The 17,654-nt window shown below is 45.4% G+C and carries 12 protein-coding genes; 10 read left to right on the top strand and 2 right to left on the bottom strand.

Annotation, left to right across the window (positions count from 1 at the left end; translation table 11 throughout):
* The first annotated feature begins 193 nt into the window (after positions 1 to 193).
* The gene (locus HMPREF0999_RS19215; RefSeq protein WP_029257263.1) at positions 194 to 1,393 is read left to right on the top strand and encodes an ATP-binding protein; all 1,200 of its coding nucleotides are present in this window, start codon (positions 194 to 196) and stop codon (positions 1,391 to 1,393) included.
* A gap of 89 nt (positions 1,394 to 1,482) precedes the next feature.
* Here HMPREF0999_RS19215 and HMPREF0999_RS19210 read toward each other — a convergent pair whose 3' ends face one another.
* The gene (locus HMPREF0999_RS19210) at positions 1,483 to 3,111 is read right to left on the bottom strand and encodes a fumarate hydratase (protein WP_005860810.1); all 1,629 of its coding nucleotides are present in this window, start codon (positions 3,109 to 3,111) and stop codon (positions 1,483 to 1,485) included.
* A 125-nt stretch (positions 3,112 to 3,236) separates the two neighbouring features.
* Between HMPREF0999_RS19210 and HMPREF0999_RS19205 the strand changes: the two genes are divergently transcribed.
* From HMPREF0999_RS19205 to HMPREF0999_RS19195, 3 genes are all read left to right on the top strand, one after another.
* A complete protein-coding gene (locus HMPREF0999_RS19205; protein WP_005860808.1) occupies positions 3,237 to 5,486 on the top strand; it encodes a trypsin-like peptidase domain-containing protein in 2,250 nt (749 codons plus the stop codon).
* 265 nt (positions 5,487 to 5,751) lie between these two features.
* A complete protein-coding gene (locus tag HMPREF0999_RS19200) occupies positions 5,752 to 7,443 on the top strand; it encodes a hypothetical protein (RefSeq protein ID WP_005860806.1) in 1,692 nt (563 codons plus the stop codon).
* A gap of 209 nt (positions 7,444 to 7,652) precedes the next feature.
* Entirely contained in the window at positions 7,653 to 9,407 is a 1,755-nt protein-coding gene (locus HMPREF0999_RS19195) for an LruC domain-containing protein (RefSeq protein ID WP_005860804.1), read from the top strand.
* 105 nt (positions 9,408 to 9,512) lie between these two features.
* On the opposite strand, the gene typA is transcribed toward HMPREF0999_RS19195, so the two are convergent.
* Positions 9,513 to 11,309 (bottom strand): translational GTPase TypA, encoded by a 1,797-nt coding sequence (typA, locus tag HMPREF0999_RS19190; RefSeq protein WP_005860802.1) that lies wholly within the window; start codon positions 11,307 to 11,309, stop codon positions 9,513 to 9,515.
* A gap of 170 nt (positions 11,310 to 11,479) precedes the next feature.
* Between typA and rpsO the strand changes: the two genes are divergently transcribed.
* The 6 genes from rpsO (at position 11,480) to ahcY (ending at position 17,574) form a co-directional block, all read left to right on the top strand.
* Positions 11,480 to 11,749, top strand: a complete 270-nt coding sequence (rpsO, locus tag HMPREF0999_RS19185; protein WP_005860800.1) for a 30S ribosomal protein S15 — start codon at positions 11,480 to 11,482, stop codon at positions 11,747 to 11,749.
* 159 nt (positions 11,750 to 11,908) lie between these two features.
* Positions 11,909 to 12,490 (top strand): helix-turn-helix domain-containing protein, encoded by a 582-nt coding sequence (locus HMPREF0999_RS19180; protein WP_005860798.1) that lies wholly within the window; start codon positions 11,909 to 11,911, stop codon positions 12,488 to 12,490.
* Positions 12,491 to 12,502: 12 nt separating this feature from the next.
* Positions 12,503 to 14,152, top strand: a complete 1,650-nt coding sequence (locus HMPREF0999_RS19175) for an AMP-binding protein (protein WP_005860796.1) — start codon at positions 12,503 to 12,505, stop codon at positions 14,150 to 14,152.
* An 86-nt stretch (positions 14,153 to 14,238) separates the two neighbouring features.
* A complete protein-coding gene (locus tag HMPREF0999_RS19170) occupies positions 14,239 to 15,057 on the top strand; it encodes a helix-turn-helix domain-containing protein (protein ID WP_005860794.1) in 819 nt (272 codons plus the stop codon).
* 112 nt (positions 15,058 to 15,169) lie between these two features.
* Entirely contained in the window at positions 15,170 to 15,925 is a 756-nt protein-coding gene (locus tag HMPREF0999_RS19165; protein WP_005860792.1) for a glucose 1-dehydrogenase, read from the top strand.
* Positions 15,926 to 16,155: 230 nt separating this feature from the next.
* Positions 16,156 to 17,574: an adenosylhomocysteinase gene (ahcY, locus tag HMPREF0999_RS19160; protein ID WP_005860790.1), complete on the top strand. Its 1,419-nt coding sequence runs from the start codon at positions 16,156 to 16,158 to the stop codon at positions 17,572 to 17,574.
* Positions 17,575 to 17,654: the final 80 nt, after the last annotated feature.

Here is a 17,654-nt window from a genome sequence, read left to right as displayed (position 1 = left end):
AATAGTTTCATTGATATTTATACAAACTTTTGAAAGCCAATACGCAAAGTACGCTACGACCGGATACTTACAGGTTTTGCTTTTTACTCTTAACAAAAAAACACCAGATTTGCTTTTTGCCCTTAACAAATCCATGTACTTTTTGCTATCTATCTTGAATAAATCGTATATTTGTCATTCATTCAATCAGCGTATGGATAGTCTATTTATTAAACAAGAACGATTACTGGCACAAACGAGTACCCATATCATAAGGGAACTCATGAACCAAATTCACTGGGATAATCCTCTGATCGCCATCAGAGGATCAAGGGGTGTCGGAAAAACAACACTCATGTTGCAATACATCAAACTGAATTTCCAGCCGGGAAGCAGGGAGGTACTTTATTGCACGCTCGACAGCATCTATTTCAGTAATCACACCCTATCTGAACTGATTGAGCGGTTCTATTTGCAAGGAGGAAAACAATTATTCCTTGATGAAGTACATAAATATCCCACTTGGAGTAAAGAGATAAAAGAGGCCTACGACCTGTATCCATCTCTACGAATTGTTTTTAGCGGTTCTTCCCTATTGAATATATTGAATGCGGATGCCGATCTTTCCAGACGTTGCCTACCATATAATATGTACGGACTTTCCTTCCGGGAATTTCTCATGTTCTATAAGCAAATTGATATACCTGTCTATTCCCTACAAACGATACTGGAAAATCCAGGAAACATTTGCCGGGAAATAAATGAGAAATGTCGCCCCGTACAAATGTTTAACGAATATCTCCACGAAGGGTATTACCCCTTTTTTACGGGTAACAGAGAAGATTATTATATTAATATCGAGAATGTGGTCAATCTCATTATTGAGCAGGAACTCCCGTTGCTGTGTGGCGTAGATCCTGCCTATACACGGAAGCTAAAGGCTTTGATGGGTATCTTAGCTACCTCTGTTCCTTATGAGCTGGACATCACGAAACTAGCGGGAATGATCGGACTTTCCCGAAACTCTGTCATCAATTACTTACAGAATTTGGACAAGGCGGAATTGCTCAAGTTATTGTACTCGGATTTACTATCTGTCAAAAAGATGCAAAAACCGGATAAGATTTACCTACAGAATCCCAACCTATTGTACGCCATAGCTTCCGCTCCCGTACAGATCGGGACGGCAAGGGAAACTTTTGTCGTCAACCAGTTATCCGTAAATCATAACGTGGAATATGGAAAAACAAAAGGTGACTTTATCGTAGACCATGCCTACACCTTCGAGGTAGGAGGAGCGGATAAAACATTCAAGCAAATAGCGGATCTCCCCGATTCCTTCATCTTGGCTGACAATATGGAGTTCGCCACCGGCAAGAAACTACCGCTGTGGATCGTGGGATTAACCTATTAAAAAAACACGTACGACTTTTTTTTTAGAAAAAAGCGGTATCCAGCTTGCCGCCGGATACCGCTTTTCATTTATCTTTACCGATCAAGGAATCAGCAACGAGGCTTGATCTGCTTGAAGAAGTCATTACCCTTGTTATCTACCAAGATAAATGCGGGGAAGTTCTCTACCTCGATCTTCCAGATCGCTTCCATACCCAATTCCGGATATTCCACGCACTCGATGCTCTTGATATTGTTCTGAGCCAGGATAGCCGCAGGGCCACCGATAGATCCTAGGTAGAAACCGCCGTGATTCTTACAAGCGTCCGTAACTTGCTGGCTACGGTTACCCTTCGCCAACATGATCATGCTACCGCCATGGCTCTGGAACAAGTCAACGTATGAGTCCATACGACCCGCGGTCGTCGGGCCCATAGAGCCACAAGCCATACCTGCCGGAGTCTTAGCCGGGCCCGCGTAATAAATAGGATGATCCTTGATGTATTGGGGAAGATCCTCGCCACGATCCAGACGCTCCTTCAACTTAGCGTGAGCGATATCACGGCCCACGATGATCGTTCCGTTCAATGACAAACGAGTAGATACTGGATATTTATCCAATTCCTTCAAGATATCCGCCATCGGTTGGTTCAAGTTGATCTTGACAGCGTCGCCCTCACCCGCTTGACGAAGTTCCTCCGGAATCAATTCGCCGGGATGGCTATCCAACTTCTCGATCCAGATACCTTCCTTATTGATCTTACATTTAATATTACGGTCCGCGGAGCAACTTACACCCAAACCTACCGGGCAAGAAGCGCCATGGCGAGGCAAACGGATGATGCGAACATCATGTGCCAGATATTTACCACCGAATTGAGCGCCCAAGCCAATATTCTGGGCGGCGGCCAATACCTCTTTCTCCAACTCCACGTCGCGGAAAGCACGGCCACCCTCGCTACCGGTCGTAGGCAAGCTATCATAGAAACGGGTAGAAGCCAACTTCACCGTCAATAAATTCTTCTCAGCGGAAGTACCGCCAATCACGATCGCTATATGATACGGAGGACAAGCGGCCGTACCCAATGTCTTGATCTTCTCTACGAGGAAGGGAACCAATGTACCCGGATTCAAGATCGCTTTTGTCTCTTGGTATAAATAAGTCTTATTGGCGGAACCACCTCCTTTTGTCACGCAAAGGAACTCATACTCCATGCCTTCCGTAGCCTCGATATCGATCTGGGCCGGCAAGTTACATTTCGTATTTACCTCATCGTACATATTCAGCGGAGCGTTCTGGGAGTAACGAAGGTTCTCTTCCGTGTAGGTCTTGTAAACACCTAAGGAAAGCGCTTCTTCATCACAGTAACCGGTCCAGACCTGCTGGCCCTTCTCGCCGTGGATAATAGCCGTACCGGTATCTTGGCAGAAAGGAAGTACGCCTTTAGCCGCTACCTCGGCGTTGCGAAGGAATGTCAAGGCCACGTACTTATCGTTGTCCGTAGCTTCCGGATCGCTTAGGATCTTTGCGACCTGCTCGTTGTGAGAACGGCGAAGCATGAATGATACGTCGCGGAAAGCGGCGTTAGCCATAGCGGTCAAACCTTCTTTAGCGACTTTCAAGATCGGTTTTCCTTCAAACTCAGAAACGGAAACATAATCTTTTGTAAGCAAATAATACTCTGTTGTGTCCGGTCCCTTTTGGAACATCGGCTCGTAGTGAAACGGAGGTGTTGCCATATCTTTAGAATTTAATTATATATTGGTTTTATTTAAGTTTGTCCGTACTTTTCGATTGGCAAACTTAGCGAAAAAACTTGATATATAGATCATGGGGTAAAGAAATATAGTTATATTTGCCCGATATGAAAAAGTTGACCTCTTTATACATTATATTCCTGCTAACGATGCTCGGTTTTCAAGGAAATCTGAAAGCGCAGGTTAGCCACGGAGGCCGCCCGCTTCCGCTATCGCTCATGCGAAGTACAAACGGACAGATGTTTAAAGAAATGCCTCCGTTCGACGTCCAAGAGGAGTTACGCATCGACTCGCTGAATGAGAGCGACCTAAGAAGCGGTTTCCGTTTTGCCTATAAATTCATAACGGATTACAATCGGTACAACTCGGGCGTAACTTTCACCGGGCCGGATGGGACACGTGTATGGAGACTCGGGATCTACTCGCCCGGGGCCCTTTCCATCAACGTGCTCTTCACGGAATATGAACTGCCCGAAGGCGCCCAGCTCTTCCTATATAATGAGGACCAGACACAGATATTAGGCTCGTTCAATCACCTAAACAACTCGGAGTTAAACCTATTGCCGGTCTCTCCTATCCAAGGGGATCGCCTGATCATAGAATATCAAGAACCGGCTAACGCCTCTTTTCAAGGAAGACTGACCGTCGGGGAAGTCAACCATGGCTACCGGAGCTTGCGGGGGTTAGAACCGGGAGACAACACCTCACTGATCGGTAAAATTCCACCGTTAGCTTGCTATCAAGATGGGACAAACGATTACGCCCAATGGGGGCAAAGCGTCGTTCTCCTGATCATAGACGGAAGCGTAGGGTGCACGGGCACCCTGATAAATAATACGGACAATGACGGAAAGCCTTATCTACTCACCGCCTCCCATTGCCTGAACAAGCAATTCACGATGAAAAACCCCGATTATGAGAAAATAGCCGGAAGTATCGTCTGCTTTTTCAACTTCAACAGCCCTTTCTGCGACCCGATCCTAAGGGGAACGGAAGAGATGTCTACCGCATCCACTTACTTCAAGGCGGTTAATGAAATGGCAGACATGGCCTTGTTGGAACTTACCGCCACACCTCCGGTTTATTACAGGCCTTATTACGCGGGCTGGAACGCACAAGAGGTAGGACCTGCCCCCTATACGTGCATCCAACATCCCCAATACTCGGTAAAGCGAATCAGTATATCCGATGAGGATCTGGCTCCCTTTACCTTGACAGATCCAAACATGATTTTTTACAAGAACGCTCATTGGCATGTCAAGACTTGGGAAGTAGGTTATACGGCCAGCGGTTCCTCCGGATCTCCTTTATTCAATGCCGACGGAGAGATTATCGGAGCGTTATCCGGCGGGCAGTCCAGCGAGAATAGCCCGAAGGATGATTACTTCTTCTCTTTGATGAAACCATGGGACGCAATCGATACCCCCGAGAGACAGCTCAAATATTGGCTGAACCCGTCCAATGACGAGACCAAGGTTTGTGAGGGACTTGATCCGTATAAATCAGCCCCTTGTTTCCGGTTGAGCAACATCTATGACTCCGGTAATCAAGAAAACGCCGAATGTACGCTCTATCCCGGGTCTGAAAAAGCGTATTTATTCGGGAACAACCCCGCCAATATCACTGAATATGCGGAAGCTTACCAAGTAGCCGAAGCGGGTACCTTATACGGAGCTTATTTCGTAACACCGCCTGCCGGAGCGAATTACAAACAGATGGAAGTGGAAGTTACCGTTTACAGCGGCGACTCTAAGCCCTCTACATTATTATATACGGAGACATTCCAACCCACCTATAGCAATAAATCGATATTGGACGATACGTTTATTGAGACCGCTAAATCCCTAAATCGGTCACAGGAAAGTTATATCCATTTCTCCAAGCCCGTGAACGTCAGCGGAAAGTTCTACATCGGCTATAAGCTCAAGAGCGTCCCGGAGAACACGTATTTCTCCGCTTACAATTTGCCCAAAGGCAAAACGACCCGGAATACGGCTTGGGTTCATGATAAAAACGGCTGGAGACAAGCTACCGAATATACGCAAGCAGGTTTTAGCACCTCCTTGTTTATCGATCCCGTCATTCAATACGGTAACCCCATCAGCAACGAAAAGCTCGAGGCGAACGAGCAGGTACTCATTCATCTCGGTCCGGAGAAAGGCATGGTACACCTTGTTTTGCCGGATGGAATGGAGAAAGCGACTTATACATTGCACTCGGCACAAGGAAAAGTGTCGGAAAACGGAGAGATCACGGACAGGCAAGCTACACTCCATTTCCTAAAATTAACATCTGGAGTCTACTTTCTAACCGTGCATTATGGCGAGGAGCATTATACACAAAAGATTATATTTTAATCAAAAAATATACAATAAGAGTTCTGGGAAACCATCCATTGAAAAGAATGGCAAGAGGTACACAGCCATATTTTTTCAATAATTCTACCCATATTTTATGTATAAAACAAGCCTAGGATTCATTAATAAGTATTAATTAAAAAGATTTTATCGCTTCTTTGCTATCCATAACAAAAAAATACTTTAGTTTTGCACGATAATGGCTAAGGGATAATTTGGAAGTGAATATATTAACATAGTAACATTTTAAACTTACATCAAGATTATGAACAAAAAGTTTTTATTGCCATTCTTCGTATTGGCAGCCATTTTAACTCTTTCTTCTTGTTCAAACAAGTTGAAACCGTTGGCAGAACAGTACATTAAAGCAGAGCCGCAGCCGCTAGAGGCTATCGGAGGCAAAGTTCCTGTAACGATCAATGCGACTTTCCCCGCTAAATGGTTCAACAAGAAAGCTGTTGTAACTGTAACTCCGGTATTGCGTTACCAGGGTGGCGAAGCTTGGGGCACTTCTTACACTTACCAAGGTGAGAAAGTAAAAGGTAACAACCAAGTAATCCCTCAAAAAGAAGGCGCTAACGTAACTATGAAGTCTTCTTTCACTTACAAACCCGAGATGAAAAAATCAGAATTGTATTTGACTTTCGACGCGAAGATCAAAAACAAGACTGTTAAATTGCCGGACGTAAAGATCGGTGAAGGCGTTATCGCTACTTCCGAATTGGCAGACGCAGCTACTGCTACAGCAGCTATCGCAGCTGATAAATTCCAACGTATTATCAAAGAGGCTCATGACGCTAACATCATGTTCTTGATCCAACAAGCTAACCTTCGCGCTCAAGAATTGAATTCTGACGCTATCAAAGAATGGAAAGATCTTGTTAAGAACGCAGACGAGGCTCCGAACCAGAATGTAGCTATCGAGATCAGCGCTTACGCTTCTCCTGATGGTGGTTTCAAATTGAACAACACGTTGGCTGAGAATCGTGAAGGAAACACTACGAAATATTTGAACAAGGAATTGAAGAAGATGAAAGTTGACGCTCCGGTTGACGCTCGTTACACAGCTCAAGACTGGGAAGGCTTCAAGGAATTAGTTTCTGCTTCTAACTTGCAAGATAAAGACTTAGTATTGCGTGTGATCTCTATGTACCAAGATCCTGAGACAAGAGAGAAAGAAATCAAGAATATCTCCGCTGTTTACTCTGACTTGGCTGAGACTATCCTTCCGCAATTACGTCGTTCTCGTTTGACCGCTAACATCGAGATCATCGGTAAGTCTGACGACGAGATCAGCGCTTTGGCTAAGAGCAATCCTTCTGAGTTGAATATCGAGGAAATCCTTTACGCCGCTACATTGACGAACAACGACAATGAAAAGATGGCTATCTATACAAAAGCTTCTGAATTGTATCCTAACTGCTACCGCACTTGGAACAACATCGGTATGATGGCATTCAAGGCTGGTGATTTGGCTAAGGCTGAGCAAATGTTTAACAAGTCTAACTCTGTTAAGAATAACGCTTCCGCTAACATGAACTTAGGTTTGATCGCATTAACGAAGGGTGACCAAGCTAAAGCTCAACAATTGTTCGGTAACGCTGCCGGCGTAAACGAATTGAGCGAGGCTCTTGGCGTTCTTTACTTAGAGCAAGGCGAATATGCTAAGGCTGTTAACTCTTTCGGTTCTGTTAAGACTAACAACGCTGCTTTGGCTCAGATCTTGGTTAAGGATTACAGCAAGGCTTCTCAGACTTTGAACGGTGTTGCTAAACCTGATGCTATCACCTCTTACTTGAAGGCTGTTGTTGCTGCTCGTACAAACGACGCTAACGGTGTAGTAAGCAACTTGAAGGCCGCTATCGCTGCTGACAAGAGCTTGGCTAAGGAAGCTGCTATCGACTTAGAGTTCGCTAAATATGCGACTAACTCTGACTTCTCAGCTTTAGTAAAATAATTAGAAAATATTCTTTCTAAATAAGAAAAAGACCTCATCCTTTTGGATGGGGTTTTTTTATATTCCACCCACTCAAGCCTATATTTCAGAATATTGCAACACTTCAAAATAAATATTGATTATCAATGACTTTTTTATAAAATAAATCCGTAGATTTGCAAAATTCAATAAAGTTGTTGTAAATATTAATCAAATAGGGTAAAGAAATTATGAGATCACAAATCTGGAAACAAATGGTGTGGGTATTTTGTCTGCTCTTCCTTATGGAATCATGCGTTAAGCATGACATTTATCAAGGAGAAGACCCCTCGGTATATCCTCAAGAACCTACCAAAGAAGAAGAAGATTACATAGCCCAGTTCGAGAATTTCGAGAACATACAGGTTAACATATCTTCTCAGCATGAAGGGACCCTATATTCTATTTATTATGAATATCCTTATGAGGAAGGCTCTTTAGTCAAAGATCCTTATTTAATTGGTAAAACTCCGATCCATATGGCTCTGGAAGTACCTACACACGTAAAGAAACTCTATATCCTAAGAGGGGATGGGGAACTTATTGAGAGCGATGTAAAGGATATCACGATCGGTAGCGGAACCAAAAGCAGTTTACGGGCTACAAATGCGATCAGTGATGAAGTCCTTCATCTGATCAATAACAAATACTTCCCGGAAAAGTCATACAATGTGAAAAGCGAAGATTTATATAGATGTTCTGATCTAAAAATCACGGAAACCGTTTTTACCAGTAGCTTTGAGAAAGCGGATATTTGGCTAACCTATATAAGCGACGGAGGAATGTCCAAAGGCAACAGTAATATGCATGGTAAAATTTGGTTCTATACATATCCCTCCGAGAAGATGGAGAACCTTACTTTAGATGACTGCACCTTCTATGGAAAAACTAATGGTGCTATCCAAGTCACTGACTTCAATACGATCAACCAAGGCGATAATTATATATTCTACTCCAAAGAAGAACAGCCAAAGGCCCAAGCAGGAGAATATACCCGAATACCCTTGGGAAGATTCGACAAGGGGCTCAACGTCGGCTTCGTATATCGAGGCACAGACCGTCCACAGTTCTCCACTCCGGCATTAAATGGGCCGGATAACAATAAAGTACCAGATAATGGGACATTCTCCCATAATTACGTAGGCCATACCTTAAAATATGGTAATTCCTCTTTCAAAATAGAGAAAAACGTAGCAAACGGCTTCATTCACCACATTCAAGAAGGTGATTTTGAAGGAAATGTACTGGGAATGGAAAATCGCTGCCCAAACTATAGGGCCTATGATGGAGACTACAACGATATGCTTTGTCTAATCGAAAGTAATCCCGTTGCCATCGAGCCGGCAGAGCCGGTAACCCCTCCCGTCATAGAATCGCAAACGAACAAGAAAGGATTCCTCTTGTTCGAAGATAATTATCCAAACCAAGGCGATTTCGATTTCAATGACGCTGTCATATATTATAGCATCACAGCATATACCGATAAGAGTACCGCAGATGTTTATGCCCAGTTACTGGCTAAAGGCTGTACATTCCACAACCAATTTGGATTTAAGGACGCCAATGGACTAACTCCCTTTTTCTCCGATGTCAATGGATATGTCAATGTGAGAAAATTCGACAAGGAACCGGAAAGTGGGATTACAAAGACATTAACATATAGTGCGACTCAGCTGATCATGCCTTACATTGATAACGGGAAGGGACCGGTAAGTAAAAACGTCAAGAATACGGATCTATACCCATATGTATTGGATATTCCTTATTCGGAAAATCAACCTTTCCGTTGGTGTATAGAGAATAAAAGCATCGACGAAGCTTATAATTTTGACCAAGATTACCGAAAGGCACATGGAGATTGGTATGAGACTCCTAAAGATGAATCGTTAGTGATACAATTTACCACTCCGGATGAAGAGAAGAAAGATCCGGAAAATAAAGAATGAAGGATACACACTCATTGAAGGATCTCTAAAATCCTAACATCATATAAAAAACGGCGGGCTTTTTAAAGGCCCGCCGTTTTTTGTATCTATTAATAGAAGAATATATTATCTACCTTGGCGCTTACGCTCTGTCTCATCCAAGATGATCTTACGCATACGCATATTATTCGGGGTGATCTCTACGTACTCATCGCCCTTGATGTACTCAAGCGCATCCTCTAGGCTGAATACGATAGGAGGAGCCAAGGAAACTTTGTCGTCCGAACCAGAGGCACGCATATTCGTCAACTTCTTGGATTTGGTAACATTTACCACCAAGTCATTGTCCTTGGTATGCTCACCAACCACCTGTCCAGCGTAAACCTCCTCGCCCGGGGCGATGAAGAAACGTCCGCGGGATTGCAAGTTATTCAGGGCATAAGCGAAAGCCTGACCTGTCTCCATAGCGATAATCGAACCATTCATACGTCGTTCGATATCACCCTTCCACGGTTGATATTCCAAGAAACGGTGTGCCATGATAGCCTCACCGGCAGAGGCGGTCAATACGGCGTTGTTCAAACCGATAATACCACGGGAAGGAATCGTGAATTCTAAGTGCATACGACCATTCTTGCTTTCCATCATGGTCATCTCGCCCTTACGCTTCGTTACCATATCGATAATACGGCTAGAGCATTCCTCCGGAAGATTCACCGTCAATTGCTCTACCGGCTCACATTTCTCACCATCGATCTCCTTGATGATAACCTGAGGCTGACCTACCTGCAACTCGTATCCCTCACGACGCATCGTCTCGATCAATACAGACAAGTGAAGCACGCCACGGCCATATACCAACCAAGAATCAGCGGAATCAGTAGGAACTACGCGTAAAGCCAAGTTCTTATCCAATTCTTTCTGCAAACGGTCAAAAATATGACGGGAAGTAACAAACTTACCATCCTTACCAAAGAACGGAGAATTGTTGATCGTGAAAAGCATAGACATCGTAGGCTCGTCGATAGCGATCGTTGGCAATGGCTCCGGCTCGTTCACGTCGGCGATAGTCTCACCGATCTCGAAACCATCGATACCGATAATAGCGCAAATATCCCCGGACTGCACGGAATCAACTTTCGTACGTCCCAAGCCCTCGAATACATCCACTTCCTTGATCCTCGATTTCACCATACTACCATCACGCTTACAAAGCATGACATCTTGGCCCTCTTTCAACTCGCCACGGTGTACACGTCCTACGGCGATACGACCTACATACTTAGAATAATCCAAAGAAGTAATCAACATCTGCGGAGTACCCTCCAACATCTTTGGTTCGGGGATATACTTGATGATCGCATCAAGCACAGCCGCGATATCCTCTTTCGGCTCCTTCCAATCCTCGGACATCCAGCCCTGCTTGGCGGAACCATAAATAGTAGGGAAGTCAAGCTGCTCCTCGGTAGCATCCAGACTAAACATCAAGTCGAATACCATTTCCTGCACTTCCGACGGGCGGCAATTCGGCTTATCCACCTTATTAATTACCACGATCGGCTTCAAACCCAGTTGAATCGCTTTTTGCAAAACAAAACGAGTCTGCGGCATAGGCCCCTCAAAGGCGTCTACCAATAGCAAACAACCATCCGCCATATTCAAGACACGCTCCACCTCGCCACCAAAGTCGGCGTGGCCCGGAGTGTCAATAATATTGATCTTATATCCCTTATAATTGATAGACACGTTCTTGGCAAGAATCGTGATACCTCGTTCCCGTTCCAGATCATTGTTATCCATGAACTGATCCGGTTCTGCCTGTCCTTCACGGAAAAGCTTACCGGCTAATAACATCTTATCCACGAGCGTCGTTTTGCCGTGGTCTACGTGCGCGATAATCGCAATGTTTCTGATCTTTTGCATTGAAGACTAATTTATTGGCTGCAAAAATACGATATTTTTACGATATATATATGACATTCATGCTTCAAAACACAAAAAAGATAGCAGAATCTATTGCAAATCAAAAAGGAATGCCTACCTTTGCGACCGCTTAGATAACATAGTATTAATTTATTAAAGTAAAAAGAATCATGTATTTAGATTCAGCAAAGAAACAAGAATTATTTGAAAAGTATGGCAAATCAGCTACTAACACAGGTTCTGCTGAGAGCCAAATCGCATTGTTCACATTCCGTATCTCTCACTTGACAGAGCACTTGAAAGTGAATCACAAAGATTACGCTACGGAAAGATCATTGAAGATGTTGGTAGGTAAACGTCGTCGTTTATTGGACTATCTGATCAAGACTGACATCGAGAGATACCGCGCTATCATCAAAGAACTTGGTATCAGAAAGTAAGAAAAAGCTTACTCGAAAATATTAAAAAGGGCAATCCCAAATGGGTATTGCCCTTTTTATTTGTCTTAATCCTAGATATAATAAAATATTAATGTAAATTTGCGCCGTTTAGTATCAAATTATCAAACATTACAGGACTATAAATAACAAATCATACACATGGGAAACAACAAAATTATAGGCGCGAAAATTAAAAATATCCGGGAATCGAAACAACTCTCTATCGAGGAGGTAGCCGAACGCTCCGGGTTAGGTATCGAACAGATCGAACGTATCGAGGGTAACTTGGATTTTCCATCTTTGGCCCCTCTTATCAAAATAGCACGGGTATTAGGGGTACGTTTGGGTACATTCTTGGATGACCAAGCGGAGCTAGGCCCGGTCGTATGCCGCAAAAAGGACAGCGAGGCCGATGGTATCGGGTTCACGAACAACGCGACACAAGGGCACAAGCATATGGATTACCACTCGCTCTCGCAAGATAAGTCCGGCCGCCATATGGAACCCTTCTTGATCGAGATCGCTCCCTCCGAGGAAGGCGAGGATTTCATCCTGTCCACGCATGAGGGAGAGGAGTTTATCTACGTATTGAATGGCGTCGTAGAGATCAATTACGGAAAGAACACCTATATCCTAGAGGAAGGCGATAGCATCTATTATGATTCCATCGTGGCGCATCATGTACATGCGGCAGCCGACAACAAGGCCCGAATCCTAGGAGTTGTCTATACACCTTATTAAATCCAGCGTTTTATGGAATTACATAACAGAACCCTTGGCCAATGGCTGGAACATTGGGCCGAGACTACACCGGACAAGGAATATATCGTTTATTCGGACCGTGACTTACGTTTCACTTGGAGCGAATTCAACAAGCGTGTGGACGACATGGCGAAAGGCATGCTGGCGATCGGTATCACTCATGGCACACATGTCGGCGTATGGGCGACAAACGTACCGGATTGGCTGACTTTCTTATATGCCGGAGCCAAGATCGGTGCCGTACTGGTCACGATCAACACCAACTATAAACAAAGCGAACTGGAATATCTGGTTGAGAACGCCGATATCCATACGATGTGTATCACAGACGGCGTGTTTGATGGAAGTTACGTGGACATGGTCTATACCATGTTGCCGGAATTGAAGACCTCTCAACGGGGGTATTTGAAAAGCAAGCGTTTCCCACGCTTGAGAAATGTAGTATATATCGGACAGGAGAAATACAGGGGTATGTACAATACGCCCGAGATGTTGCTCCTCGGACAAAATATCAAGGATGAGACGTTAGAGGCTGCCAAAGCGAGAGTAAATTGCCACGACGTTGTCAATATGCAATATACTTCCGGTACGACCGGCTTCCCGAAAGGGGTCATGTTGACTCACTACAACATCGCCAACAACGGTTTCTTGACGGGTGAGCATATGAAATTCACCGCCGACGATAAGCTTTGTTGCTGCGTACCTCTCTTTCATTGCTTTGGTGTGGTATTAGCTTCCATGAACGTATTGACGCATGGATGTACGCAAGTGATGGTCGAGAAATTCGATCCGCTATTGGTATTAGCTTCTATACATAAAGAGCGTTGCACGGCCGTGTACGGCGTGCCTACCATGTTCATTGCCGAGCTGAACCACCCGATGTTCGAGATGTTCGACCTCACGTCGTTACGTACCGGTATTATGGCAGGTTCTCTTTGCCCGGTTGAACTCATGAAAACCGTGGACGAGAAGATGCATATGCGTGTAACCAGCGTGTATGGATTGACAGAGACCTCACCGGGTATGACCCACTCCCGTATCGAAGATCCGGCCGAGGTGCGTTATAATACCGTAGGCCATGAGTTCGAATTTACCGAGGTACGGGTTATCGATCCGGAGACTGGCGAGGAATGCCCCGTCGGTGTACAGGGCGAGATGTGTAACCGCGGTTATAATAACATGAAAGGTTACTATAAAAACGAAGCCGCCACCAATGAGGCGATCGACAAGGATGGCTTCCTGCATTCCGGCGACTTAGGCGTGAAAGACGAGAACGGCAACTATCGGATCACCGGCCGTATCAAGGACATGATTATCCGCGGGGGCGAGAATATCTATCCCCGTGAGCTGGAGGAGTTCCTCTATCATTTCCCCGGCGTGAAAGACGTGCAAGTAGCTGCTGTTCCTTCCAAGAAATATGGAGAGGAAGTGGGTGCCTTTATCATCCTTCACGATGGTGTGACGGCTACGGAGGAAGAGGTGAAAGACTTCTGCCGCGGAAAGATCGCCCGGCATAAGATCCCGAAATACATCTTCTTCGTCGATACCTTCCCGATGACCGGAAGCGGAAAGATACAGAAGTTCAAGTTGAAAGACCTCGGGCTGAAACTATTGCAAGAGCAAGGTATCACGCCGGCCTAACGATTTAGTGGACAGTTAACAGTTACTTTAAAATCCTCATAATGGGCGGCACGATCTTCCCGTGTCGCCCATTTTCCTAAAGAACGATGGACGGGATCAACACACTGCGTTACTCGGATTTATTTTTAGCGATGTATTTCGATGGCGGAAAGAGCTGCCTGCACCGGAATCATTCGCATGTGTTGGTGTATGTATACTCCGGAGAGATGGTAATCGACGAGAAAGGCCAAATCACCCGGTTACATAAAGGAGAATGCGCTTTCATCCGCAAGGACTTCAGCGTACAGATGACGAAACAAGCATGGAATGGCGAGCAGTTCAAGGCGATCTTCTTGATGTTCACCATGAAGTTCCTACGCGACTTTTACAGCAAATTAGATCGAAATACTCTCCCTAAAGACGCCAAGCGAGATCAGGTAAGCCTTTACAAGCTACCGTCCAACCGTCCCGATATCGTAAGCTTGTTTGAGTCGATGACCCCTTATTTCAATTCCAAGATCCAACCGACAGACGAATTGCTTCAACTAAAAATGGTCGAGGGCGTCTATGTGTTGCTCAATACCGACAAGAATCTATATGCCTCTATCTTCGATTTTACCGATCCATGGAAGATAGACATACTGGAATTTATGGAGCGGAATTATATGAACGATATTTCCATGGAAGAAATCGCCAACTATACGGGACGCAGTCTCTCCACATTTAAACGTGATTTCAAGAAATGTAGCGCTCTCTCGCCCCGGGAATGGCTCATCCGACGCCGCCTTGAAGCCGCACATGGGCTGATACGTAAGGGGGGGCGTAAGGTCTCGGAGATTTGTTTCGAGGTAGGCTTCAAGAACCTTTCCCATTTCTCGAAAATCTATAAGATAGCGTATGGCGTACCGCCAACCGAGGATATATAATATTTATAATGGCCCACACAACAAAGCTATTTGAACCACATAACAAAGCCTCTATACCACTCCCTCCTTATCTTCGCGACATAAATAATAACAAAATGTAAATCAAATGATCATGACAAAGACAATGGAAGAGAAAGTAGCTTTAGTAACCGGTTCAGCGATGGGTATCGGACTCGCTTGCGCTGAAGCCTTCGCCAAGGCTGGATACATAACCGTATTGGCAGACATCCGTGAGCCGGGAGAACAAGTAGAGAAATTAGTAGCCGAGGGACAGAAGGCCGTAGCATATCGGTGCGACGTATCAAACACGCAAGCCGTAAAAGAGATGATCGACTGGACCGTAGCTACCTACGGAAGACTGGATGCGGCTCTTAACAACGCAGGCATACAAACACCGCAACGCCCAATGGCGGAAATCACCGACGATGAATTCGACCGTACCGTGGCTGTGGATTTGAAAGGTGTCTGGAACTGCATGCGTTATGAGATCCTGCAAATGCTGAAACAAGGCGGCGGCGCCATCGTCAACACCTCATCGCAAGGTGGAGTCACGGGATTTCCGGGGCAAGCGGCCTACATAGCCTGTAAGCATGCCGTTATCGGACTGACACGTACCGCCGCTATCGACTATGCGGCAAAGAATATCCGCATCAATGCCGTATGTCCGGGCGTTATCCGTACGCCGATGGCGGAAGACTTAATGCGGCGTGACCCTTCCTTGGAGAAGGAGCTGGTGCGCGACATTCCCGCAGGGCGGCTCGGCAAACCGGAAGAGATCGCCAACGCCGTACTTTGGCTATGCAGCCCGCAAGCGAGCTTCGTAGATGGCCACGCGCTATTGGTAGATGGAGCCTTCAGTATTCATTAAATCGCAAAACTACAGAGAGTCCAATACTGCAACGGCATTGCAGTGTTACTGCAATGCAGGTTGCAGTAATGCTGCATGGCTGTTGCAGAACTACTGCAAGGCAGGTTGCAGTAACAAACCCACCTACCCCTCGGCAAGCCTCTGCCCTAGATGGAAATTCATAGATAAAGAACACCTACTATCAACGCTTTTTCGTACCTTTGCGTCTCAACCATTTATAGTATTAATTTATGTCACAATTATTTCCAACTAATCTGCCTTATAAAGTGGCAGATATGAGTTTGGCTGAATTCGGTCGCAAAGAGATCGAGATCGCCGAACACGAAATGCCGGGATTAATGGCGCTACGCCAGAAATACGCCGATCAGAAACCCTTGAAAGGCGCACGTATCACCGGCTCACTGCATATGACTATTCAGACGGCGGTGTTAATCGAAACATTAGTTGCGTTGGGAGCGGACGTTCGCTGGGCTAGCTGTAACATCTTCTCCACACAAGATCATGCCGCTGCCGCTATCGCAGCGGACGGCGTACCGGTATTCGCTTGGAAAGGCGAGACGCTGGAGGAGTATTGGTGGTGTACGGACATGGCGCTTCGTTTCCCGGAAGGTAAAGGCCCTCACATGATTGTTGACGATGGCGGCGACGCTTCCTTGCTGATTCACATGGGCTATCGTGCGGAGAACGATGCGGAGACTATCAACCGCAAAGGCGGAAATCATGAGAAACAGGTAATCCTGGATACATTAAATCGTATCCTTCAAGAAGATAACAGCCGTTGGCACCGTACGGTAGCCGAGATGAAAGGGGTATCGGAAGAGACGACCACCGGCGTTCACCGTCTGTATCAGATGATGGAGAAAGGTGAGTTGCTGGTTCCGGCTATCAATGTTAATGACTCCGTGACGAAATCCAAGTTCGATAACCTATACGGTTGCCGTGAGTCTTTGGCGGACGGCATCAAGCGGGCTACGGACGTAATGATCGCCGGCAAGGTGGTAGTCGTTGCCGGATATGGTGACGTAGGTAAAGGCTGCTCTCACTCCATGCGCTCTTACGGGGCCCGTGTACTCGTGACCGAGATCGATCCGATCTGCGCCCTGCAAGCCGCTATGGAAGGTTTCGAGGTTACGACCATGGAAGAGGCCGTGAAAGAGGGTAACATCTTCGTTACGACCACCGGAAACTGCGATATCATCACGATCGAGCATATGACACAGATGAAAGACCAATCGATCGTATGTAACATCGGTCACTTCGACAACGAGATACAGGTGGATAAGCTTGTCAACTATCCGAATATCAAGCACACGAATATCAAGCCTCAAGTGGACAAATATACGTTCCCGAACGGAAACTCCATCTTCTTATTGGCAGAGGGACGCTTGGTAAACTTAGGTTGCGCTACGGGACACCCATCATTCGTAATGAGCAACTCATTTACGAACCAAGTTCTTGCCCAGATGGATTTATGGCAAATGGCCTATGAGGTAGGCGTATATCGTTTGCCGAAACGTTTGGATGAGGAAGTTGCCCGCCTACACTTGGAACGTATCGGCGTGAAATTATCTACATTATCACAAAAGCAAGCTGATTATATCGGCGTACCGGTAGAAGGACCGTACAAGGCTGATCATTACAGATACTAATTAATTGAAGATTGAAAGTTGAGAATTGATAATGAAGGGAGGGCAGCTCCTGTAGTTCTCGATTCTTAATTTTCAATTTT

This window comes from Parabacteroides sp. D25, from assembly GCF_000307475.1.
GTDB lineage: Bacteria > Bacteroidota > Bacteroidia > Bacteroidales > Tannerellaceae > Parabacteroides > Parabacteroides distasonis.
The sequence above is the reverse complement of the archived record's forward strand: the minus strand, read 5'-3'. Positions and strand labels throughout refer to the sequence as shown.